22 protein-coding genes are annotated in these 21,075 nt (G+C 69.0%); 4 read left to right on the forward strand and 18 right to left on the reverse strand.

Features of this window, described 5'->3' with window-relative positions; all coding sequences use genetic code 11:
• Positions 1–9: 9 nt before the first annotated feature.
• From ACFV2O_RS07740 to ACFV2O_RS07785, 10 genes are all read right to left on the reverse strand, one after another.
• Positions 10–822, reverse strand: a complete 813-nt coding sequence (locus tag ACFV2O_RS07740) for a hypothetical protein (protein WP_379251037.1) — start codon at positions 820–822, stop codon at positions 10–12.
• Complete coding sequence (locus ACFV2O_RS07745) at positions 819–1,475, reverse strand: hypothetical protein (RefSeq protein WP_379251039.1); 657 nt, start codon at positions 1,473–1,475, stop codon at positions 819–821. Before ACFV2O_RS07745 ends, ACFV2O_RS07740 begins: the two co-directional genes overlap by 4 nt.
• A 31-nt stretch (positions 1,476–1,506) precedes the next feature.
• Positions 1,507–1,782 carry a hypothetical protein gene (locus tag ACFV2O_RS07750; RefSeq protein ID WP_379251041.1) on the reverse strand — a complete coding sequence of 92 codons (276 nt, stop codon included), beginning with the start codon at positions 1,780–1,782 and terminating at the stop codon, positions 1,507–1,509.
• Between the two features lie 8 nt (positions 1,783–1,790).
• A complete protein-coding gene (locus ACFV2O_RS07755) occupies positions 1,791–2,087 on the reverse strand; it encodes a hypothetical protein (RefSeq protein ID WP_039799032.1) in 297 nt (98 codons plus the stop codon).
• 51 nt (positions 2,088–2,138) lie between these two features.
• Positions 2,139–2,801: a DUF6668 family protein gene (locus ACFV2O_RS07760; protein WP_356961661.1), complete on the reverse strand. Its 663-nt coding sequence runs from the start codon at positions 2,799–2,801 to the stop codon at positions 2,139–2,141.
• On the reverse strand, positions 2,798–3,676 hold the full coding sequence (locus ACFV2O_RS07765) for a hypothetical protein (RefSeq protein WP_355070507.1): 879 nt from the start codon (positions 3,674–3,676) through the stop codon (positions 2,798–2,800). The genes ACFV2O_RS07760 and ACFV2O_RS07765 overlap by 4 nt, the downstream gene beginning before the upstream one ends.
• A gap of 15 nt (positions 3,677–3,691) precedes the next feature.
• Positions 3,692–4,660, reverse strand: coding sequence for a hypothetical protein (locus ACFV2O_RS07770; protein WP_379251044.1), 969 nt, complete (start codon positions 4,658–4,660; stop codon positions 3,692–3,694).
• Between the two features lie 57 nt (positions 4,661–4,717).
• Complete coding sequence (locus ACFV2O_RS07775; RefSeq protein ID WP_379251046.1) at positions 4,718–6,316, reverse strand: cutinase family protein; 1,599 nt, start codon at positions 6,314–6,316, stop codon at positions 4,718–4,720.
• Positions 6,317–6,613: 297 nt separating this feature from the next.
• The gene (locus tag ACFV2O_RS07780; RefSeq protein ID WP_379251048.1) at positions 6,614–9,022 is read right to left on the reverse strand and encodes a RelA/SpoT family protein; all 2,409 of its coding nucleotides are present in this window, start codon (positions 9,020–9,022) and stop codon (positions 6,614–6,616) included.
• 342 nt (positions 9,023–9,364) lie between these two features.
• Complete coding sequence (locus ACFV2O_RS07785) at positions 9,365–10,342, reverse strand: alkaline phosphatase family protein (protein ID WP_379251050.1); 978 nt, start codon at positions 10,340–10,342, stop codon at positions 9,365–9,367.
• A gap of 259 nt (positions 10,343–10,601) precedes the next feature.
• On the opposite strand from ACFV2O_RS07785, the gene ACFV2O_RS07790 reads away from it, so the two are divergent.
• Both ACFV2O_RS07790 and ACFV2O_RS07795 read left to right on the forward strand, forming a co-directional pair.
• Entirely contained in the window at positions 10,602–11,387 is a 786-nt protein-coding gene (locus ACFV2O_RS07790) for a metallophosphoesterase (RefSeq protein WP_379251052.1), read from the forward strand.
• Complete coding sequence (locus tag ACFV2O_RS07795; protein ID WP_355070497.1) at positions 11,384–11,716, forward strand: YnfA family protein; 333 nt, start codon at positions 11,384–11,386, stop codon at positions 11,714–11,716. Before ACFV2O_RS07790 ends, ACFV2O_RS07795 begins: the two co-directional genes overlap by 4 nt.
• A 96-nt stretch (positions 11,717–11,812) precedes the next feature.
• On the opposite strand, the gene ACFV2O_RS07800 is transcribed toward ACFV2O_RS07795, so the two are convergent.
• From ACFV2O_RS07800 to ACFV2O_RS07815, 4 genes are all read right to left on the reverse strand, one after another.
• On the reverse strand, positions 11,813–12,439 hold the full coding sequence (locus tag ACFV2O_RS07800) for an NUDIX hydrolase (protein ID WP_379251054.1): 627 nt from the start codon (positions 12,437–12,439) through the stop codon (positions 11,813–11,815).
• A 78-nt stretch (positions 12,440–12,517) separates the two neighbouring features.
• Positions 12,518–13,771 carry an adenylosuccinate synthetase gene (locus tag ACFV2O_RS07805; RefSeq protein WP_379251056.1) on the reverse strand — a complete coding sequence of 418 codons (1,254 nt, stop codon included), beginning with the start codon at positions 13,769–13,771 and terminating at the stop codon, positions 12,518–12,520.
• Positions 13,772–13,790: 19 nt separating this feature from the next.
• On the reverse strand, positions 13,791–14,738 hold the full coding sequence (locus tag ACFV2O_RS07810; protein ID WP_379251057.1) for a hypothetical protein: 948 nt from the start codon (positions 14,736–14,738) through the stop codon (positions 13,791–13,793).
• 165 nt (positions 14,739–14,903) lie between these two features.
• Complete coding sequence (locus ACFV2O_RS07815; RefSeq protein WP_379251059.1) at positions 14,904–15,413, reverse strand: winged helix-turn-helix transcriptional regulator; 510 nt, start codon at positions 15,411–15,413, stop codon at positions 14,904–14,906.
• 79 nt (positions 15,414–15,492) lie between these two features.
• On the opposite strand from ACFV2O_RS07815, the gene ACFV2O_RS07820 reads away from it, so the two are divergent.
• Entirely contained in the window at positions 15,493–15,906 is a 414-nt protein-coding gene (locus tag ACFV2O_RS07820; protein ID WP_356961648.1) for a nuclear transport factor 2 family protein, read from the forward strand.
• Positions 15,887–16,270, forward strand: a complete 384-nt coding sequence (locus ACFV2O_RS07825; protein ID WP_379251061.1) for an MmcQ/YjbR family DNA-binding protein — start codon at positions 15,887–15,889, stop codon at positions 16,268–16,270. Before ACFV2O_RS07820 ends, ACFV2O_RS07825 begins: the two co-directional genes overlap by 20 nt.
• Before the next feature lie 7 nt (positions 16,271–16,277).
• Here ACFV2O_RS07825 and ACFV2O_RS07830 read toward each other — a convergent pair whose 3' ends face one another.
• The 4 genes from ACFV2O_RS07830 to ACFV2O_RS07845 form a co-directional block, all read right to left on the reverse strand.
• Entirely contained in the window at positions 16,278–17,867 is a 1,590-nt protein-coding gene (locus tag ACFV2O_RS07830; protein ID WP_379251063.1) for an ABC-F family ATP-binding cassette domain-containing protein, read from the reverse strand.
• Between the two features lie 163 nt (positions 17,868–18,030).
• Complete coding sequence (locus ACFV2O_RS07835; protein ID WP_355070488.1) at positions 18,031–18,636, reverse strand: DUF4291 domain-containing protein; 606 nt, start codon at positions 18,634–18,636, stop codon at positions 18,031–18,033.
• Between the two features lie 93 nt (positions 18,637–18,729).
• Complete coding sequence (locus ACFV2O_RS07840) at positions 18,730–19,302, reverse strand: adenine phosphoribosyltransferase (protein WP_355070486.1); 573 nt, start codon at positions 19,300–19,302, stop codon at positions 18,730–18,732.
• 37 nt (positions 19,303–19,339) lie between these two features.
• The gene (locus ACFV2O_RS07845; protein WP_379251065.1) at positions 19,340–21,061 is read right to left on the reverse strand and encodes an ABC transporter substrate-binding protein; all 1,722 of its coding nucleotides are present in this window, start codon (positions 21,059–21,061) and stop codon (positions 19,340–19,342) included.
• Between the last annotated feature and the right edge of the window lie 14 nt (positions 21,062–21,075).

Raw genomic sequence — 21,075 nt, forward strand, 5'->3', positions numbered from 1 at the left:
TCCTACGACTCACCATCGCGTCCACCCCTGCAACGACTCGACGTACTCGGTCTGGGCGTTGTTGGTGGTCGTGGGCTTCAGGCGCCAATCGCCCGCGTCCCACACCATGGCCAGACGCGTCGCCGCCCACAGCTGTTTGCCGTCGATCACCGGGCCCCTGGTGGCCAACCGGACGATGGCGAGATCGTCGGCGTAGTCATCCACTTTGAACGCGTCCGAGGCGACGAAGTAGCGGGTCACCTTTTCCGGCTGCTGCTTCGGCAGCCGGGAGTCGGCCAGCGCCTTGTCGTAGGCGGCGATCTGCTGGGCGGAGACCCGGACCTGGCGCACGTACAGGTCACGGTGGGCGGGGCGGGCGTTGAGCCGATAGGTGATCTGCGCCGCGGCCAGCACCGCGCCCTGCGGGGTGTGCGAGTACCCGACGGCCAAGTCGTCCTCGATCCGGGTCGGCCCGTCGGAGGTGGAGAACGGGACGGACGCGCCGTACACCCGCTGCCAGCCGTGTGGTTCGGCGGTACCCTCCGGCGCGGCGGTCAGCCAGTCCGCGTCGCTGGGCTTGCGCTGCCGGGAGGGGTCCTGCGCGAGTGGTTGCCCGGCAGCGTTGTTCGGGATGTCGACCCGCCTGCCGAGGATGTCCAGCTCGGGGCTCGCGAAGCCGGTGCCGCCGGAGCCCTCGGCGACGGCGGGCGCGCCTGCGACCGGCTCGTCGTCACGGCTGACGAAAACGAAGATGCCGACCACCACGATGAGCGCCAGCACGGCGGCGGAGGCGACGATCCCGAAGGAGACACGGTCGCGCGCGTACGACTCCCTGTCGCTCACGTCGGTGCCTCCACTTTCACGATGTCGGTAGGTAATGCGTCGATCGAATCGATAGGTCGCGCGGTCGAATCCGGATCCGGCAGCCGTAATCTCCAGTCGTCGCCGAACCACTCCACGGCCGTGTGGTGCACCGCCTTCGACCTGTCGGAGTACTCCGTGTACACGTCCACGGTGGACCGCGACTCCGAGTAGCCGGTGATCTTGTAGCCGAGCAAACGGGGCGCGAACTCCGGGCCCGCCGGGCCGGTGATCGACAGCTGCACCCGGTTGACCGCCCATTCGTCCTTGCCCGGGCCCGGAACCAGCTCCGCGGCGGCGACTTTCGCCCATTGAGTATCGGCCGCCACGGCCAGCCGCACCGAGTGGGTCAGCGCGGCGATGGCCGCGCCGCGCGGCGAGTGCTCGAAACCGGTCGCCGCGCCGTCGGCCGTCGACCGCGGTCCCTGGCCGGTGTGCGGCAGCGGCACCCCTTGGAACGGCTGCCACCGCACATCGGTGGGAGCGGCCGAGAGGTCCGGCCCCACCGAGTCCGCGCCACCGCCGCAGCCGACCGCCGCGAACAGCAGCGCGGCGCCGACGACTCCGGCCGCGGGGCGGCGGATATCACGCCGCCACGCCGCGGTGTCCGCCGGCCGCAGTACTGTCGAATTCATTCCCGCGTCGTCCCCGTCCCGCTCCGGCGGCTCACGCGGGCAGGAACGCCAGGGCGATCCCCGACGCCGTGCTCGCCACCACAGCACCCAGCAGGCTCATCAGAACGCCGTGCGAGGCATCGTTCATGGCCAGGTCACTGCGAAAGACCAGCCACAGCTTCCCCGCGGAGACGATCATCCAGGCCAGGCACACCAGAAGGACGAACCACAGCAGCCAGTTCAGCAGCTGCATCAGCGGTGCGAGAACGTCGGCGGGCATCTGCTTGTAGGCCAGCGACCCGGCCGCGAGCATCTGTACGGTACCCATCGCCGACATCAGGTCCCGATGACCGCGTTCATGATGGTGCCCGCGCTGGTGGCGACCACGCCGCCGATCATCGCGCCCGCCACCATCTTCGGCGACTCCAGACCACCACCGGTCCACTTCTCCCAGGCGAACTTGCCGCCCGCGTAGACGATGCCGCAGATCCCGGACAACAGGACGAACCACGTGAGATACCGCACCAGCTGCAGGATCTTCTCCGAACCGGGCGGCGCCTCGGGCGTCGGATTACCGACTTGCGCGAGTACGGTGCCGTACGTGTCCTGCACGGCGAGGAGGAGCGTGCTCATCGGGTGCCTTTCTCGAATAGTGGGTGGTGGTCGCCGATGCGATGCGGACGTTCACTCATCGGACGGCTTGCGAAGATCCGGAGACCCGCGGTCGTAGCCGGCCTCCTCCAGTGCCGTCCGAGCTGCCGCCACGATGTCGGCGCCGAGCTCCCGGACATCGAGCGGGACTTCCTCCAGCAGATCTAGCTTGCGTTTCCTCGGTGGCACCAGGTCACCGGGCGACCACACCGGCAGCTGCTCCGGTTCGACCAGCGTCCACTCCTCGTACCACGGCACCTGCCACACCTGTCCGGCCAGGGAGCCGACCACGTCTCGGTAGCGCCGGATCTCGGGAGCCATCCGTCCTGGCCTGGCGGCGACGGTGATCAGGCCGAGCACGTCGGAAGGACCGGCGAAACCCGAAAGATGTTGGCGCAGAAGATCGTGCGCGCGAGACAGACCGGCGATGGTCTCCCTGGCGACCAGGACGACGAACGGGCTTTCGCGGTCGAAGACGCCGGGCCAGCGGCGGCCCGAATCCGCCGCGGGCGCAAGCACATGCGCGAGGGTACTGGCTCCCGCTCCGCCGTGCACACCCAGCAGCCAGACCAGCGGCGCACGGCCGACACCCGGTACGGGACGGTCCCAGACGGCGGCACGGCGGGACTCCGGCGGGGCGATCACACCGGCGGGCGCGGGATCGGGCTGACGCGGAAAAATCATGGCGGCGGTCATGATGCCACCCCGGCGAGCAGGCGCCCATACGCCCGGCGCGTCTCGTCCGCCAACGAGGAGTGCCGCACGAGTTCACCACGGGCCAGATGCGGATCGTAGGGAATCTCCCTGATATCGCGAACCCAGCCGGACAGGTGCTGGCGCAAATGATCCGCTACCCGGGAGTCGTCGCCGGGATACTGGTGCGAGATGACGATGGTGGTGTCGCCGACGATGCCGCCGCCGTGTCCTTCCTCGGCGTCACCGAACTGGTCGTCGAGCCATTCCAGGGCGACCCGCAGCCGGTTGGCCGCGTCGTTGCGCGCCGGAATGGCAAGTACCAGAGCGACTTCCGCGTCGTCGAGCAAGGGAAGCAGTTGCCGGGCGGCAATCGGATGCCCCCCGTCGTAGACGCCGGTGTATCCGGCGTCGCGCACCGCGCGGGCGACCGTGAGATAGGTCGCACGCCTGCGCAGCGGCGCGGCATCGCGCCACAGCAGGCCGACGCCCGAGGTCGCCCGCGACAGGCACTCCTTCAACGGCGCGGGCTCGTCGTCACCGCGTCCGTACAACCAGGACTGCAAACTGATCGGGTGCAGATGCTCGTCCGCGCCACGCAGCGCGAGATCACTGCCCGCCGAAGTGGCGTCCACCGCGACTGTCGGCGTTCCACCCGTGCCCATCTCACCCGCCAAACCCAATGCCGTCGTCGTGGTACCCGCACCACCGCATCCACCGACCACCAGGATCGGCCGCTGCGCCGGACGATCCGCATCGGAACCGTCACCCTTGCCGCGCCGCAACCGCACTACCGGAGCCTTCGAACGCACCGGCCGGCTCGACGCCGCGCCCTCCCCGGGCGCATCGTCGAGCCAGCGGCTCCAGTCCTCTCCCATCGCCTCTGCTCTCCTTTATCCGGCCGTGATACCCGTGATCAGGGTGCGGCCGTCGATCACCGCGGTGGTGACCGTCTGCCTGTTGTACGTGGCGGGCGCGCCGCCGGGCCGGTACTCGGTGACCTCCACCGAATACCGGTTGTCCGCGACCGTCACGATCCGCACGCAGTGCGTCGTGCCGATCGGGACGGAGTCGATGCCCCGCTGGATGACCCAGGCGGGCTGGACGTCGGCGTCCGGAGCGACGGCCGCGCGGGCGCGGTCCCCCGAACGTTGGACGTAGTACGCGTACTGGAACGACAGCACCGCGTCGGGCCCGGAGCCCGTGCCGCCCGGCTCCGCGCTGCGCACGATCGCGTCACTGCGCTCGGTCGGGCAGGCGCCCGCGCTCACCGCGCGCGGGTCACCGCCCGCGTGCACACCGCCGACGGTGAGCTGCACCGACGCGGACCCATGTGAGTCCTTGGGCAGCGCGGCGCGACCGGCGGCGGAGCGCAGCAGCAGCAGCACGCACACCGCGGCGACGGCGATGATCAGCACCGCCGCGATCCCGATGAGCAGCAGCCGGGCTCGGCGCACCGCCGGATGGTCGCGGGCGGCTTGGCGCAGCGCACGCGACACCGCAGGGCGCGGCCGCTCGACCGGCTCGGGTGAGTCGTCGTCGGCCCACGGCAACTTGACCGGATCGGCCTGCCGCGGCGCGACGTAGTCGTCGTCAGGGCCGGGCGCCCGGCCGGTCACCACCCAATCCGACCAACCGCCGGTGAATTCGCTGCGCTGCGCGGGCAGATCCGACGGGACCTCCTCGGGCTTGCGCTGCCACGGCTCGGTGTCGTCGCGGATGTAGTCCGGATAGCGCGAAGGCGCGTCGTCGTCTGCCGGGGCGATGGTGTCCGCCTCATCCGGCTTGCCCGCCTCTGGCGTTCCGACCGCCGGCTCGAGAGCGCCGTACCAGCGGGAAAGCTGTTTGTACGACTTCAACATTCCCCCATTCCCGCAGAGCAGGGCACGCAGTATCGCATCGTCGGACCCTCTCGGCGATCAGTTCGTGGAGAACGGGTAGGTGTTGGGTGTGCCGGTTCGGTCGGTGGGCGGAATCGACGTCACGCCGCTGGATGAGGCGCCGTCGGCTCCTGTCCCGAACGGAAATTGTCCCGTACCGGACGAACTCGGCGTGGGAGACGCGCCGGAGCCGTCCCCGAAGAATCCGGTCGGCTGCTTCTCCAGCACGGCCCTCGGCTCGGCCTTGCTGCCGAAGGCGTCGGCGATGTCGCGAGCGATCGCCGCGAACCAGTCGGCCACGAACTGGGTGGGAGCGTCACCGTTCGCCGAGACGGTCGCGCTGGTGTAAGCGGTGTGACGCTGCACGGTGTCCCAGTAGCGCACCCACGTGGTCGTGTTCAGCAGCTCGCTGTTGTCGGTGATGTTCTGCACCACCGCGTCGAACGCCTGGGTGACCAGACGGACGCCGGTGGTCGGCGGGATCAGCTGCGGAATAGCGCCGAGCAGCTTGACGCCGAGCGACAGCAGGGCGGCGGGCGGATTCGCCAGGCCCGCGGTGGCGAGCTCGGCGATGTTCGCCGGGGCGATCACCGTCCGGACCACCGCGATCACCGAGTTCAAACCGATCATGCCGACTTTCAGCAGCGCCTGCAGCGCGGCGGGCAGATTCAGCGGAGTTCGTGGATCCGAGGCGTCGGCGAGGCGCTGCGAGATCGACTTCTGCGGCGAGATCGACAGGGTGGCCAGTGAATTGCCCTGGATGTCGCCGTTGACCACTTCGGTCGCGGTCTTGATGGAGGTGAACGCCAGCGCCTGCGCGATCGATACCAGTGAGGCGATCGGGTCGCCGCCGCTGAGCTTGGACTGGCCCGCCACGTTGGCGACCGCCTTCAGGATGGGCGCGCCGTCCGGGGCGTCGCAGGCGAGATCCCCCGCCGCGCAGAAACTCGCCACCCGGCCGGTGAGCGCCCCGAAATTCGCGGCCTTGTCTCGTTCCGGGCCGATGCCGCCGCCGGTGGCGGGCGCCTGCGGCAGTGCGGCGATGGACACCAGCCGGTCCCCCGAGGTTCCGGGCGCGGGGTCCGGCGTCGCCTTGCCGGGCGCGCCGGGAAAAAGCGGCGCACCGGGATTGCGGGTCGGGTCGCCGAACAACGCTACCGCGGCGACCTTTTCGGCGGGCAGCGCACCGTGCCCCTGGCCCACCTCCTGGGCGAACATCGAGGCGACGTGCGCGCCCTGCGAATAACCGACGACCGCGAACCGGCTGTTCGGGCAAGCCTCGGCAACGGTCCCGGCCATGCTCCGCAGACGGGCCAGGCCGCCGGCCACGGATTCCGAATACGGCGCCGCACCACCGGCTGTCGCACCGCCGAAACCGGATTCGTATGGCACGTAAGCCCGATCGACGAGTCCGGTGTCCGGAGCTTTCGCCATCATCGGGCGGAACACGGTGGAAAGCATTCCGGTGTCGGTGGTGGGCGCGGCATCCGGCGACGATTCACCGGTGCCTTGAATGCCCAAGGCGTACAACGCGGGACAGGTCGTGAGACGGATCTTCGTGGACGGGCCAACAGGATTCGACGGCTCCGCCGCGGCGACACCGGCGGTCGCCACAGCCACGGCGAGTGCTACCAGCATCCCCGAGAGTCTTGCCGAGTATCCAGTCATAGCGATCCGCAATCAAGTCGTCAGCCGCAGCTACCTCAACGCCATGAAACGCAATAGACCGTAACAGATTACGGCTATTACTGCCGCATCGACGGAAAACTTCCACGACACACCGAGATGAACGCGACACGCAGTGGCGCGTTCCGGGGAAGGGTCCGACAAGTTTCCGGCATCGCGCCCCGAATGGCAACCCCTGGAGCCGAGTTGGCGGCAAGCGGAAACCCTTGCGATAGTAGCTAATTGACAGCTACTCGAAGGGTTCGCGCGTCAGGCGGCGGAGGTGACGCGGTAGACGTCGTAGACGCCCTCCACGTTGCGCACCACGTTCAGCAAGTGCCCCAAGTGTTTCGGATCGCCCATCTCGAAGGTGAACTTGCTGATCGCCACCCGGTCGCCGTGCGTGGCCACCGAGGCGGACAGGATGTTGACCTTCTCGTCGGCCAGCACCTTGGTCACGTCGGACAGCAGCCGCGTGCGGTCGAGCGCCTCGATCTGGATGGCGACCAGGAACACCGAGGACGGCGACGGGGCCCAGGACACCTCGATGATCCGTTCGGCCTGCTCACGCAGGGAGCCGGCGTTGGTGCAGTCGGTACGGTGCACGCTCACCGCGCCACCGCGGGTCACGAAGCCCATGATCTCGTCGCCGGGCACCGGAGTGCAGCACTTCGCCAGCTTGGCGACCGTGCCGGGAGCGCCGGGGATCAGCACGCCCGCGTCGCCGGTGACCCGCTGCCTGCTCGGTGTCGTCGACGGGGTGGAGCGTTCGGCCAGCTCGTTCTCCACGTCGCCGATGCCGCCGAGCTGCGCCATCAGCCGCTGCACCACGTGGTGCGCGGAGACCTGGTGCTCACCGACGGCGGTATAGAGCGTGGAGATGTCGGTGTAGTGCAGTTCGTGGGCGACGGCGGTCATCGCGTCGACGCTCATCAACCGCTGCAGCGGCAGCCCGACGCGACGGACTTCCTTGGAGATCTGCTCCTTGCCGCTCTCCAGCGCCTCCTCGCGACGCTCCTTGGCGAACCATTGGCGAATCTTGGCCTTGGCGCGCGGCGACACCACGAAGTTCTGCCAGTCGCGGCTGGGTCCCGCGTTCTGCGCCTTCGAGGTGAACACCTCGACGACCTCGCCGTTCTCCAGCTGACGCTCCAGCGCGACCAGGCGCCCGTTCACCCTGGCGCCGATGCAGCGGTGCCCCACCTCGGTGTGCACGGCGTAGGCGAAGTCCACCGGCGTCGACTTCTGCGGCAGCGTGATCACGTCACCCTTCGGCGTGAACACGAAGATCTCCGGCGATTTCAGGTCGAAGCGCAGCGACTCCAGGAACTCGGCGGGGTCGGCGGCCTCACGCTGCCAGTCCAACAGCTGGCGCATCCACGCCATGTCGTCGACCTCGGCGGTGTCGTTGGAGTGTTTGCCCCTGGTCTCCTTGTAGCGCCAGTGCGCGGCGATGCCGAACTCCGCGGTGCGGTGCATGTCCTGGGTGCGGATCTGCACCTCCAGCGGCTTGCCGTCCGGCCCGACCACGGTGGTGTGCAGCGACTGGTAGACGCCGTAGCGCGGCTGGGCGATGTAGTCCTTGAACCGTCCCGCCATGGGTTGCCACAGCGAGTGCACCACGCCGACGGCCGCGTAGCAGTCGCGCACCTCGTCGCACAGGATGCGGATGCCGACCAGGTCGTGGATGTCGTCGAAGTCCTTACCCTTGACGATCATCTTCTGGTAGATCGACCAGTAGTGCTTCGGGCGGCCCTCGACGATCGCGTTGATCCGGGACGCGGCCAGCGTGTTGACGATCTCGGCCCGCACCTTCGCCAGGTAGGTGTCGCGCGAGGGCGCGCGGTCGGCGACCAGCCGGACGATCTCGTCGTATTTCTTCGGGTGCAGGATCGCGAAGGCGAGGTCCTCCAGCTCCCACTTCACCGTCGCCATGCCGAGGCGATGGGCGAGCGGTGCGATGACTTCCAGCGTTTCCTTGGCCTTCTTGGCCTGCTTCTCCGGCGGCAGGAAACGCATGGTGCGCATGTTGTGCAGCCGGTCGGCCACCTTGATCACCAGCACACGCGGGTCGCGGGCCATCGCGATGATCATCTTGCGGATCGTCTCGGCCTCGGCGGCCGCGCCCAGGTTGACCTTGTCCAGCTTGGTGACGCCGTCCACGAGGTGCGCGACCTCGGAGCCGAAGTCCTGGGTGAGCTGTTCGAGGCTGTAGCCGGTGTCCTCGACCGTGTCGTGCAGCAGCGCGGCCACCAGCGTGGTGGTGTCCATGCCGAGTTCGGCGAGAATGTTCGCCACGGCGAGCGGATGGGTGATGTAGGGGTCACCCGATTTGCGGAACTGATGCTTGTGCCGCTCGTCGGCCACGTCGAACGCGCGTTGCAGCAGCGTCAGGTTCGCCTTCGGGTACAGCTCGCGGTGCACGGTGGCCAGCGGCTCCAGCACCGGCTTGACCGCCGCGATACCGCGCTGCCCGGTCATGCGGCGGGCCAGGCGAGCTCGCACCCGGCGCGAAGCCGAGGTCGGAACGGCGGAAGAGGCGCCGGGCTGACGCGGCGGGGTCGCGTTCGCCGACGCCGGCGATTTCGGGGTCTGCGCGGCGTCGGTGGCGCCCGCACCGTTCGACCGCGGGCCCGACGTCGATTGCTCGACCTTCGCCTCGCCCAGATGCTGAGTCATGCCACCACCTCTCCGCGCCTCGATCGGACCACCCTATCCGACCGGTGCAACCTCCCGGACCACCAACTTTAGTCCGGGCGGAGCACCCACGTCCGCTCTGCTGAGGAAGGATGCGCACCGGAGTGCCGGGACGACGAACCGGCGCGGGCGCGCAGCGGTCCCGGCCACCCTCTTCCACCGTCGTATTTCGGACACAGGCGGAGCGCGGCGCTCGGTAGCATCGCTGCGCACGCGACGCTCTCCGCAGCGAGATTCATCAGCTCGACCAGCGCTTTTACCCGATGAGGCGTGATCCCCGAACCGGTGGGGCGAGAACTACGAGCCGAGTCGGGACAGGCGCGGTCAGCGAATGGCGGCGGGCTGGGATCCGGCGAACGGCGTCCGGTCGGAGCCGGGCTCGAACCGAAGCGAGCGACCGTCGAGATCGACGGCGGGAGCGACGTCGAGCAGGTCGAGCACGGTCGGGGTGATGTCGACCAGGGTGGCTCGGGTACTGGTGGCGCCGGGCCGGAAGTCCGGGCCGCGAGCGATGACGAAGTTGGTCGTCTCGTCCGGCGACTGGCCGCCGTGCCCGCCGTCGGGGGTGTGGCCGTGGTCGGCGGTGACCAGGATGGTCCACCGCTCGGCGGGGTGGGCGGCGGCGCGGGCGTCCACTGCGGCGACGATGCGTCCGACCAGGACATCGATGCGCTGCACCGCGTCGAGGTAGGCGCGCGAGGCGCCACCCGCGCCGTGACCGGCGTGGTCCACCTGGTCCAGGTGGGTGAACAGCAGGTCGGGCGCGAACCTGCCGATCGCGGACGCCACGGCGTCGGCGGTGGCGGCGTCGGTGCGCGACTCGTCCGGATCGTCCGGCACGGGCGCGGTGGAGACGACGACGTCGGCGCGCGGGCTGCCGCTGCCGGTCATCGTGGCGATCTGGTCCCAGGTGGCGATGGACTGGGTCTTCGACGCGGGCCGAGCGCGTTCGAGTTGGGTGAACACCGTGGGGTACCGCGCGAACGGCGCGGCGGTGAACTGGTTGTCCGTGATGCCGTGCTTGCGATCCCACACGCCGGTCAGCACGGTGGCCCAGGACGGACCGGAGATGGTGATGTGCGGGGCGATGGACGAACGGCTGAGCAAGCCCTCGCCGCTCAGCCGCAGCAGATTAGGTGCCTGCGCTTGCTCGACCTTGCCGTACATCAAGCCGTCCAACCCGATCACGACCACTTTGGCCGCGGGCGCCTCGCCCTGCGCGACTCCGGCCGCGGCGGGCAGTGAGAGGAACCCAGCCGCCGCGGTGGCAACGACTTTCGACAGCAGTTGCGCTCCGCTCATATCGCGACAATGCGGGAGCGACCGGCGCGCGCGATAGTCCGACGCGGCAGTGTTCATGGACGTTTCATCGGACGCCACACTGCCCGTAGTCTCACTGAACAGCCCTTGAACAAGGAATAGCCAACAGCTATATACCGATCTCACGGTGGGTCGCTGCCGGGTGAACGCCGAGTTTCCCGCTTCGCCCCGGTCGGCCGTCGCGGACGTGCTTCGCGCCGTCGCTTGACACGCCCTTCGCCGGTATGGCTGGCTGGCCGTTGTGACCCCAGCGCGCACCGCCGAGCGCATTCGCGTCGCGGCCGTCGGCGACCTGCATATGCACGCGGCCGTGGCCGGGCGTTTTCGTCCGGACTTCCTGCGCCTGCCCGATGCCGCGGAAGTCCTTTTGCTCGCAGGCGATCTCACCGATGGCGGCACCCGCTCGCAAGCCGATCTGCTGTGCGCGGAACTCGAAAGTCTTCCCGTGCCGGTGGTCGCCGTACTCGGCAATCACGACCATGACGACGAATCGGGCGACCTGATCGCGGCACGGCTCACCGCGGTGGGCGTCCATGTACTCGACGGCACTTCGATCTGTCTCGAGATCAACGGCATTCGGCTCGGCGTCGCCGGAGTCATGGGCGGCAGCGGTGGCTTCCCCGGCCATCCCGGCACACCGGACGAGGGGTCCGCCGAACACCGCGCTCGCATGCGGCGCGGACCGGTCGACGCCCTTCGCCTACGCCGGGCACTCGGCCGGATCGACTGCGAAACTCGCATCGCGCTCACGCATTTCGCGCCCGTCGTCGACACCCTGGCCGGGGAACCGCCGAAGATCTACCCCGGCCTGGGTTGCCATGATCTGGCCGAGGCGGTCGACGCGGGCGGGGCGGTGCTCGCCGTCCACGGACATGCCCATGGCGGTACCGAATTCGGCCGCACCCAGGGCGGCGTGCCGGTACGCAACGTCTCCTACCCGGTACTGCGGCGCGCCTACGCCGTCTACGAGGTCGGGCCGGGCTCGCGACGTCCGGCGGACCGCGAGCAAGTACCGTCCCCGCCATGATCGTCGCCCGTTCACTGCTGCTGTTCGCCCTCGCCGCGCTCGCCGAAATCGGCGGTGCCTGGCTGGTGTGGCAGGGCTGGCGAGAACAGCGTGGCGTCGTCTGGATCGCCGCGGGCGTGCTCGCGCTCGGCGTCTACGGATTTGTCGCCACCTTCCAGCCGGACCCGAACTTCGGCCGCATCCTGGCCGCCTACGGCGGTGTCTTCGTCGCGGGCTCGCTGGCCTGGGGCATGCTGGTGGACAAGTTCCGCCCCGATCGCTGGGACTATCTCGGCGCGGCGATCTGCCTGGTCGGCGTCACGGTCATCATGTACGCGCCGCGCCGCTGACCGGAGTATCGCGGCGCCCTCGACCGTTGTCTCGCGAATCCGGTTCACACCCTCGAGGCACGACCGCGCGAGCGTCCTGCGGGCGGGTGCTCCGATTCACTCGGGTGCGCCGAACGCCCACACCGCCGCAGGCCGGCCGGTCGCTTTGACCCGACGCCGTTCGGAGGTGCGCGCCAGTCCCGGGATGGCCGCCAGCGTCCGGTTCAGGTTCGCCGCATCGGGACGGGCTCCGGACAGCGCCGTGGCGGCCTCCACTGCCCTGGTCGCGGGGAACTCGGCGCCGAGCAGAGCTCGGGTGAACGTCACGTCCTTCCACAACAACCCGGTCAGGACACCGCGGGCCACGCCGACGATGCGGTCGTGGTCGAACGCCAGCTCGGGCACCTCGTCGAACCCGGTCCACCGCGCCGGGCCCTCGTGCGGCCCTACCACCGCCCACATCGCGATCGAGAGGGTCGGGCCGCGCGGGTCGCGGTTCGGCTCGTCGAAAGTCACCAACTGCCCCACCGCGCCGATGGCGACCTCCGGGACCCCCAATTTGGTGTGCACCGCTCGCCGCGCCGCGACGGCCAACCGCTCGCCTCGTCCGAGCAGCACACCCGGAAGGGCCAACTGCCCCGCGAACGGCTCCGTCGCACGTGGCGCGATCCCGAAGCGGACGCCGCCGTCCTCGTCCCAGAACCGCAACGCCACGACATCCACCGACACAACGGACTGCTCCACGACCGTCCATCCTGCCCGACCGGCCGCGCGGTACGCGGACCCTCCTCGCGGTACGCCGCGGACGTGTTCGCGGACCATTCACGCCGCGACCGGATACGCCATGCGTGTGCGGTGGTGGCGGCCGGGGCCGTCGGCGGTGAGGACGACCGGCACACCGAGCGCCCGGGCCAGCCACGGCACCGGGTCATCGGGCATTTCGGCGAGGACCGGGTCGGCGCGCGTCAACAAACGGGTCAGTTCCCGCTGATGGTCCAGATCCTGCCAACGGCCGATGGGCACCGCGTCCAAGGCGACGCCGTCTACGGTGTAACCGGTTGCGGCATAACGTCTTCCGTGGCCATCGAGGTGATTGACCACGAGGCCGTCGATACCGCCCGAGACGTCGATGGCGTAACGCAGCAACATCGTGTCCAAGTGTCCGAGACGGAATTCGCCTTGGTAGCGCCCGGCCGTGTTGTGCGGCTCGGTCAGGGCGAGACCGGAAGCCTCGGTGGGGAACGGTCCCGCGCCGTGACGGGTCTGATAGGTGCGGGTGACGCCGAGCACGTAACCGGAGGCGCCGATCCCGGCGAGCATCGCCCGCGCGTTGCGCGGCTCGACGGTCGACCAGGTGGTGTGCGGATGAAACCCGCGCCATTCGTCGAGCAGGACGCCTTGGGCACCCTCGAACACCACTGTGCCGCGGCGCGCGAACCGAGCCAACTGCTCGTCCCCGACGATCCGCACCGCTGCGGCGAACTCCCGGTACATGTCGACCAAGTCGTCGATCGGTTCGTAGCGATGTTCGCTCGATCCGATGAGCGGCCCGTAGTGCGCCGCCATCGCCCGCAACTTACGCCGCAGCACCAGGGGGCGCAGGCAATCCGACACGGTCGGAGCCGCGTGCGCGAGGGCGTATCCCGCGGTCTCGCCGATGCCCCGCCCGCACGAACCGTGCCGCGCGGAACCCCGCGCATCCTCGCGAGCACGGTTGGCGGCGATGTGGATGGGGGTAGTGAGCAAGGCCCGTCCGTCGATCCGCAGCAACGACAGCGGGTCGCGGACGCCCAGCGCGGCCAGCCCGCGCGCCTCCGCGGCCAGCGCGATCGGCTCGACCAGCAGATGCCGCGACAGCAGCGTCGGCACGCCCGCGAACGTCCCCGATCCGAATTGCGCGAACGTGTGATGCCGCCCTTCGGCGACCACGTTGTGCGCCGCTTGCGCCCCGCCGTTGAACCGTACGACAGCGGAGACATCGAATCCCGACTCGGGTGCGCACAGCCAGTCGACCGTCGCCCCCTTGCCCGCGTCCCCGAATCCGAGATCCACGACGATGATGTGCGAGCCGAACATCACGTGGTCTCCGCCGGTTTCAGCCGCGGCCACGCGGCAGGGCCCGTGGTCGCCCGCTGTCGGCTCCGAGCGCCTTGCCGACCGACGCCGCTTCGGCCACCGACCCGACCTCGCGCAGATCCGCCAGTCCGCCGGTCAGGTCGACGCGTCCTTCCGCCAATCCGATGGTCAGCGCGATGAGTTCGCACACCGCGGCGGGGTCGTCCAGGCGAAGGAAGTTCTGGCCGAGCAGTCCGCGCCAGTGCTCGGCGATCTCCGGGTCCTGGAAGTAGCTCGACTGGTCGGGCAGGATGTAGTGCACGTGCCAGCGTTCGGCGAGTTCACGGTAGACGGATTCGACGGAGATGTCTTGTCGCACAGGATCGCCGATGATCGCGCGGATGTGGCGGGAGGCCAGCCGCGGCTTGTTCAGTTCGTCGCCGATCAGGAACAGGTAGCCCTTCTTGCCCCGTTTCTCCCAAGCGTCGGTCACGATGTGCGTCGCCAGGAAATAGGCGGCCAGTTCATAGCTTTCGGACTTCTGCCCTCCGCCGCCGCCTTCCAGGAAGACGGCGCGCAGCTGCTCGTCCATCCGGTTGTCGGATTCGAACTGCCCGACCTGTAGTGGCACACGGTCGGTGTCCGCGTCACCGATCGCGCCGAACAGAATCTGCGGATCGTCCGCGTAGCCCTTGCGTCGCAACAGGCCGTGCAGCGTGCCCAGCTTGTCCTGCATGATCCGCGGTACCCGGCCCATCGATCCGGTGACGTCGAACAGCACCGCGATCGGCAGCGAGTGGGCATGGTCGGCGGAATCCCGGCATTCGCGCACCGTGACACCGAGCGGATCCAGCATCGGATGCACCCGCCAGTTCGAATGCGGCTCGGCCCGCATGTCGGCGGTGTAGCCGAAGTCGTCGATGCCGCGAGCGGCTCGGAAAGTCTCGGCCGCGCGGTAGGCGGAGTCGTCCCAGTGTCCGTATCCCATGTGATCACGTCCCTTCTCCGTTTTAGTCTATTCGACCAAAACAAAACCGGTCAAGGGTCGGGTCGGCCCCTGGCGTCCGACTGAGCCTTCCGGCCCAGCGCGCACCCCTCCGGTTCCCGCCGCCGGTCGCCTGAACAGCAGCGGCTTTCGGGCCCAGGACTTCGGTCAGTCCGCGGCGTCTGCGGCTTCGAGCACTCCCCCGATCAGCATCGTTCCCGGCGCTTGCCTGCCACCGGGTCCGGAAAGCCACCGGACATTGTCCGCGGTGAGCGACCCACCGCACTCCCGGCACACCACCACGCCGGACGTTGGCCGCCCGCACTCGCGATGGACCACTACGGCGGGCGGGCCTTCCGTGCCCGCGAGCCATTTGTCACCCCAGGTGAGCAGCATCGCGAGGACCGGATACAGGTCACGGCCACGTTCGGTGAGCAGATACTCGTAGCGGGCCGGATTCGACTGGTACGCCCGCTTTTCCACGATGCCGTGCTCACGCAGCACCTCCAGGCGAGCGGCGAGCACGTTGGAAGCGATGCCGAGGTCGCGACGCAGATCCTCGAAGCGGGTCAGGCCGACGAACAGATCGCGCAGGATCAACGGCGTCCAGCGCTCGCCGATCGCGTCGACCGTGCGCGCGATCGAGCAAACGATGTCGGAGAAAGCGGCCTTGGGCATTTGCCCAGTCTAGTCCATTGCTTTTTGCAAGTGACTTGAACTAGGTTCGGAATCAGCGACGAGCGAAGGGTTGACCAGCATGTCCGACGCCATCACCGAGTTCCGATCCGCGACCGAAAGCGGCGACATGGATGCGCTGGCACGGGTACTCGCGCCCGATGCCGAATTGATTTCACCGCTGTCCGGCCGATTGGTCTTCCGCGGTCGGGACGACCTGCGCGTGCTGCTCTCCGCCGCGTACGGCAGTCTCACCGGCTTGCGGTGGACCGAGGAGATCGGCGACGGCGCGCGGCGCGTCCTGCTGGCCGAAGCCGGGATCGGACCGTTCCGGCTGACCGAAGCGCTGGTGCTGCGGCTCGACGACCAGGGCCGCATCCGCACGTTGCAGCCACACCTACGTCCGTGGCTGACGCTCACCTACCTCGCGGTGCGCTTGGCGCTCGGCCTGTCCAAGCATCCCGGCCTCATGCGGCGTGCGGCCAAGGCCACATAGACTCCCACTCGCGGACCCGCTCGCCCGAATCCGCGCGATCTGCCTGGATCTGCCGGAAGGCACCGAACGGCCCAGCCACGGCTCCCCAGCCTTCTTCGTCGCGGCGAAGAAGGCGTTCATGTACTACCTCGAGGACCGACACCGAGAGCCGGGTACGACGATCTGGTGCCCGGCTCCCATAGGCGTGCAGGCCGAAATGGTCGCCGCCGAGCCCACCCGGTTCTTCGTGCCGCCCTACGTCGGGCACCGCGGCTGGATCGGCGTCCGGCTGGACGTGGGACCCGACTGGGACGAAGTCGCCGAGATCGTCCGGGACGGTTACCGACTCGTCACCCCGAAGCGGCTCTCGGCGCTGCCGACCTGACGGCGGGTCAGGTCACCAGCGTCTCCGTCAATCCCGCCGCGGTGAGTTCCAGACGCCGGGTCACCCCGATGTCGTCGAGGAAGCGCGGATCGTGGCTGACCACGATCAGCGCGCCCTCGAAGCCTGCCAGCGCCTGGGTGAGGTGCTCCAGGCTGGGCAGGTCGAGGTTGTTGGTCGGCTCGTCCAGTAGCAGCAGGCGCGGCGCGGGGTCGGCCAGCAGCAGCATCGCCAGCGCCGCGCGCAACCGTTCACCGCCGGACAGCGCCGCCGCCGCGACGTCGGCGTCCGCGCCGCGGAACAGGAAGCGAGCCAGCTGCGCCCGGATCCGCTCCGCGGAGGCGTGCGGCGCGGTGGAGGCGACATTCTCGAATACCGTCTTCCGCTCGTCGAAGACGTCCAAGCGCTGCGGCAGCATCCGCCACGGCACCTTCGGCCCCTCCTCGACGATGCGCCGCAGCAGCGTCGTCTTGCCGACGCCGTTGCGGCCGGTCAACGCGATCCGCTCCGGACCGGACACCCGCAACGCCACCGTCGGCCCGCACGCCAGCTCGACTCCGTCCAGCTCGATGACGTCCTGACCGGGATACAGCCGCGTGTCGGGCAACTCCACCCGGATCTCCCGATCGTCGCGCAACAACTCCTTGGCCTGCTCGAGCTGTTCCTTGGCGGAGTCCAACTTTTCGATGTGGTTGTTGCGCAACTTGCCCGCGGACACCTGTGCCTGCCGTTTGCGTTCGCCCATCACGATTTTCGGCTCCCGCTTCTGGTCCCACATCTTCTGCCCGTACCGCTGCCTGCGGTCCAGTTTGATGCGCGCCTCGACGAGTTCGCGTGCCTGCTTGCGGACATCGCTGCGCGCGTCCCGGATCGCGGCGCGGGCTGCCTCCTGCTCGGCGGCGACGATCCGCTCGTATTCGCTGAAATTGCCGCCGAACAACCGGAGTTCGCCGTGGCGCAGCTCCGCGATGGTCGCCATCCGATCCAGGAGCGCACGGTCGTGGCTGACCGTGAGCACCGTGCCGGAGAATTGGCCGATCACCTCGTAGAGCCGCGCGCGAGCCACCCGATCCAGGTTGTTCGTCGGTTCGTCCAGCAACAGCACGTCGGGCTCGCCGAGCAGCTCGGCGACCAGTCCGAGCAGCACCGTCTCGCCGCCGGACAGGGTGTCGAGCGTGCGATCGAGATGCTCCACCGAGTCGGCGACATAGTGCAGGCCGAGCCGGGCCAGCAACGCCAACGCCCGCTCCTCGACATCCCACTGGTTGCCGACCGAGTCGAAGTCGGCCTCGCTGCCGACTCCGGATTCGATGCGGTGCAAGGCTTTTCGCACATCCGCGATGCCCAGCACCGCGTCGACGCGCTGTCCCACGCCCAGACCGAGGTCCTGGCGCAGATACCCGAGATGCCCGGCGATCGTGACGGACCCGCGAACGGGCTTCAGCTCCCCCGCGATCAACCGCAGCAAAGTGGATTTACCCGCACCGTTCCCGCCGACCAGGCCGATGTGACCGGGGCCGAGCACGGCGTCGAGGCCCTCGAAAACGGGGGTGCCGTCCGGCCAGCCGAAAGTGAGATCGGAAAAAGACAGATTGGTCATGCCAGCTCCCAGAGGTTGCGACGAGACACGGCGCGCGAATGCGGGCCGCACGGTGGCTACCTCAAATGAGCAACGGCAGAACTCCGATCAACGGAAATAAGACCTCTACAGGTTAATCACAACTTCGGCAGATGCGCCAGTGCGATTCGGATCACACGGTTCGTCAGGACGACGCGCCGATGGCGGCGGCGACGGCCGCGGGCAACGGATAGGGGCGCTCCTCGGGAAGGGCCCGAGTCGCCGCCTCCAGCTTCCCGTCCGCTACCAACTGCCGCAGCTGCCGCGCTTCCCCGGTGACATCGCGGATCCCGGTGATCCAGCGGTCGAGGAAATGCCCCACGGCGATACCGCCCAAGCCCACTTGCAGGGAGCGGTACGCCAGCGGACGATGCGCGAGGTCACGTTCCGGATCCCACTGGACGCGCACCGGACTCGCCCGCAACCGCTCGGCCCACACCTCACGATCCGGGTGGAGCTTCCGGTCGTAATGGCTGAGGCAGGCATGCGCCAGTGCCCATTCGAACCCGGCACGGGTGATCGTCACCGCCAAGACCCGCTCCTGGCCGGGCTTGCTCGCCCACCCGCAGCGATACATCATCCACAGGAACGAGGGCTTGATCCACGTCATCCGCTCCCGGCGAAACGGCTCGACGAAAGTCCCAGCGGCAACGGCGGGTTCGGCGATCTCCGGGGAGTAGGCCTGATAGACGACGATCGTCCGCTCGTCGTAGACCGCCCGGATCCGGCGCGGCGGCTCCTCAGGTCGCATGCCGCGATCTTGACAGTCGCCGCGGTGGCGAGCAACAGAATTAGGCTGCGAGCGGCTCCCCGCGGGCGGCCCCCGCGCGCGGCCGGTGCCGGCTCAGAGCTGAACGATCGAGGTCAGCGGGTAGTCGCCCTGCCGGGCGCGCCCGCCAAGGAAGCCGAGTTCCAGCACCACCGCGGCGGCGGCCACTTCGGCGCCCGCCTGTTTGAAGAGCTCGGCCGCGGCGGCGAGCGTGCCGCCGGTGGCGAGGACGTCGTCCAGCAACAGAACGCGACGGCCGGTCAGGTCGAGGCCGTCCGCGGGAATCTCCAGCGCGGCGGTGCCGTATTCGAGGCTGTACTCCCGGCTGATCACCGGCGGCGGCAGTTTGCCCGCTTTGCGGACGGCGAGCACGCCGGTGCCGAGGGACGCGGCGACACCCGCACCGAGCAGGAAGCCACGGGCGTCGACGCCGGCAACCAGATCGGCGTCGGGCGCGCACGCGGCCAGGCAATCGACCACGGCGCGGAAGCCCTCGGCGTCGGCGAACACCGGGGTGAGATCCGCGAAACGTACACCGGGCGTGGGGAAGTCGTCGTGCCAACGGGTCAAACGGTCGACCACCTCGGCGGCTCTGGTGGTCCGTTCGGCGGCTACATTCTCGGACTCGATCGCCGCGTGCTTGCTCATCGACACCTCTCCATGATCACATCACCCACACCGTCTATCACCGCTCCAGCACCCACCGGTCCATGTTCCAGCCGGTTCCGGCCTGGTTGGGGGCGGCGATCCCGTTGCGCAACCCCTTGCCGAAGGCGATCGTGCGCGGGGTGGCGAACAACGGAATGCTCGGCAGCTCCGCCCACAGCAGGTTCTCGGCCTCGGTGAGCAGATTCAGCTGTGCGGCCGAACTGTCGTCGGCCCCGAGCTGATCGGTGATCGCATCGTAACGGCCGTTGCCGTACCGTCCGAAATTGAGACCGTTACCGGTGCGCAACGCGCTGGTCGCGGCCACTCCCCCGATCGAGCCCGCCGGACCGGGGGCCGACGCGGTACTGCCGAGGACGGCGTCGACCTTGCCCTCGGTGAGCCGGGCGGGAGTGAAATCGGGCGCTGCGGCGTCCACCACGGTGATGCCCGCCGGTTTGCAGGCCTCGGCGATCATGGTGACCGTCTGCGCGCGCCGGTCGTCCGGACCCGCGTAGCCGATGCGGACGGTGGGATTCGGGGCGCCGGAGGCGGCGACGGCCCTGGTCGCGTTCGCCACGTCACCGCCGGAATATTTGTTCGACGCGCCGATGACCGCCGGGTAGAGCAGTGAATCCTGTTGCAGGATATGCGCGTTCAGCGGTCCGGAGCCGAGCCCGGTCTTGGGTGCGTCCGGCACTTTCCCGAGCTTGTCGAACAGCGTCTGGCGCGGCAGGCACAGCGCGAACGCCCGGCGCGCCTCGACCGAGGCGAACACCCCGCCGGTGGACAGCGTCAACTGCTCGGCGCCGCGGCCGGGCAGGGTCTGCACCGAGAAACCGTTCAGATTCAGGTCCTTCACCGAGTGCGCGCCGACGTCGAGCACGCCGACGGCGTTGTCGCCGACCTTCTTCTTCAAGTCGAAGGTCTTCGGCCACACCACGATCCGCCCGGTCGCGGGTTTGTTTCCCCACCAGCGCTCGTTGGCCACCAGCACCAAACCGTCTTCGCTGCCGAAGGATTCGATGCGGTAGGGCCCCGACGAGGGGAACCGCGACAGGTCGAGCCGTCCGTCGGCCGGAATGGTCCATCCGGTGTTCCAGAACTCCGCGATCCTGCCGAGGGCATTCGGATCGCCGGTCTGCAACGCCGACACCACGTTGGGCACGTTCGCCACTTGGGCCGCGACGTGCGCGGGCATCAGCTCACCAGCCGCGAACAGGTTGCGCCACGGCAGGTACCGCCTGCCGGGCCGGAACACCACCGTGGCATCCCGCGAGCCGGGCTGGCAGTCGACCCGCTCGATGGCGTCGTAGCCGCTGGCGCTCGCGGCGTCGAACAGCGGAACGGGGCCCCGATCACCGGGTTTGGTGTACCGCCCGCTGCGGGCGGCCCAAGCCAGGACCAAGTCGTCGCAGGAGGTCGGCACACCGTCGGAATACACGCCGTCGGGATTGAGGCGGTACTGAATGGTCTGCGACTCGCCCGGCACCTCCTTGGCGGTCCCGAAGTCGGTGTCGGCGACCTGCTGGCCATCCGGACCGGTGTAGAAGAAGCCGGTCAGTACCCGGGAGAACACTGCGGAGGACCCGGAACTCGCCCCGAGCGAACTGGCGCCGTTATAGGTGGCGATGGCGGCATCGGTCGCGTAACCGATGGAGGGCACCTGATTCTTGCTGGAGCAGCCGACCATCAGCCCGGCGGCCAGCGTCCCCGCAGCGAGCGCTCCGATCAGTCGTACCGCACTGCGTGGCTGTCGCATGAAACCCCTTGCCT

This window comes from Nocardia sp. NPDC059691, assembly GCF_042733915.1.
In the GTDB taxonomy this organism is placed as follows: Bacteria; Actinomycetota; Actinomycetes; order Mycobacteriales; family Mycobacteriaceae; genus Nocardia; species Nocardia sichangensis.

Coding starts and splice junctions, on each gene's coding strand:
- ACFV2O_RS07845 (WP_379251065.1), bottom strand. CDS start 21,061: ATGCGACAGCCACGCAGTGCGGTACGACTGATCGGAGCGCTCGCTGCG.
- ACFV2O_RS07780 (WP_379251048.1), bottom strand. CDS start 9,022: ATGACTCAGCATCTGGGCGAGGCGAAGGTCGAGCAATCGACGTCGGGC.
- ACFV2O_RS07765 (WP_355070507.1), bottom strand. CDS start 3,676: ATGGGAGAGGACTGGAGCCGCTGGCTCGACGATGCGCCCGGGGAGGGC.
- ACFV2O_RS07820 (WP_356961648.1), top strand. CDS start 15,493: ATGTCCGACGCCATCACCGAGTTCCGATCCGCGACCGAAAGCGGCGAC.
- ACFV2O_RS07815 (WP_379251059.1), bottom strand. CDS start 15,413: ATGCCCAAGGCCGCTTTCTCCGACATCGTTTGCTCGATCGCGCGCACG.
- ACFV2O_RS07745 (WP_379251039.1), bottom strand. CDS start 1,475: ATGAATTCGACAGTACTGCGGCCGGCGGACACCGCGGCGTGGCGGCGT.
- ACFV2O_RS07810 (WP_379251057.1), bottom strand. CDS start 14,738: ATGGGATACGGACACTGGGACGACTCCGCCTACCGCGCGGCCGAGACT.
- ACFV2O_RS07775 (WP_379251046.1), bottom strand. CDS start 6,316: ATGCTGGTAGCACTCGCCGTGGCTGTGGCGACCGCCGGTGTCGCCGCG.
- ACFV2O_RS07830 (WP_379251063.1), bottom strand. CDS start 17,867: ATGACCAATCTGTCTTTTTCCGATCTCACTTTCGGCTGGCCGGACGGC.
- ACFV2O_RS07785 (WP_379251050.1), bottom strand. CDS start 10,342: ATGAGCGGAGCGCAACTGCTGTCGAAAGTCGTTGCCACCGCGGCGGCT.
- ACFV2O_RS07795 (WP_355070497.1), top strand. CDS start 11,384: ATGATCGTCGCCCGTTCACTGCTGCTGTTCGCCCTCGCCGCGCTCGCC.
- ACFV2O_RS07755 (WP_039799032.1), bottom strand. CDS start 2,087: ATGAGCACGCTCCTCCTCGCCGTGCAGGACACGTACGGCACCGTACTC.
- ACFV2O_RS07840 (WP_355070486.1), bottom strand. CDS start 19,302: ATGAGCAAGCACGCGGCGATCGAGTCCGAGAATGTAGCCGCCGAACGG.
- ACFV2O_RS07805 (WP_379251056.1), bottom strand. CDS start 13,771: ATGTTCGGCTCGCACATCATCGTCGTGGATCTCGGATTCGGGGACGCG.
- ACFV2O_RS07770 (WP_379251044.1), bottom strand. CDS start 4,660: ATGTTGAAGTCGTACAAACAGCTTTCCCGCTGGTACGGCGCTCTCGAG.
- ACFV2O_RS07750 (WP_379251041.1), bottom strand. CDS start 1,782: ATGGGTACCGTACAGATGCTCGCGGCCGGGTCGCTGGCCTACAAGCAG.
- ACFV2O_RS07760 (WP_356961661.1), bottom strand. CDS start 2,801: ATGACCGCCGCCATGATTTTTCCGCGTCAGCCCGATCCCGCGCCCGCC.
- ACFV2O_RS07835 (WP_355070488.1), bottom strand. CDS start 18,636: ATGCGACCTGAGGAGCCGCCGCGCCGGATCCGGGCGGTCTACGACGAG.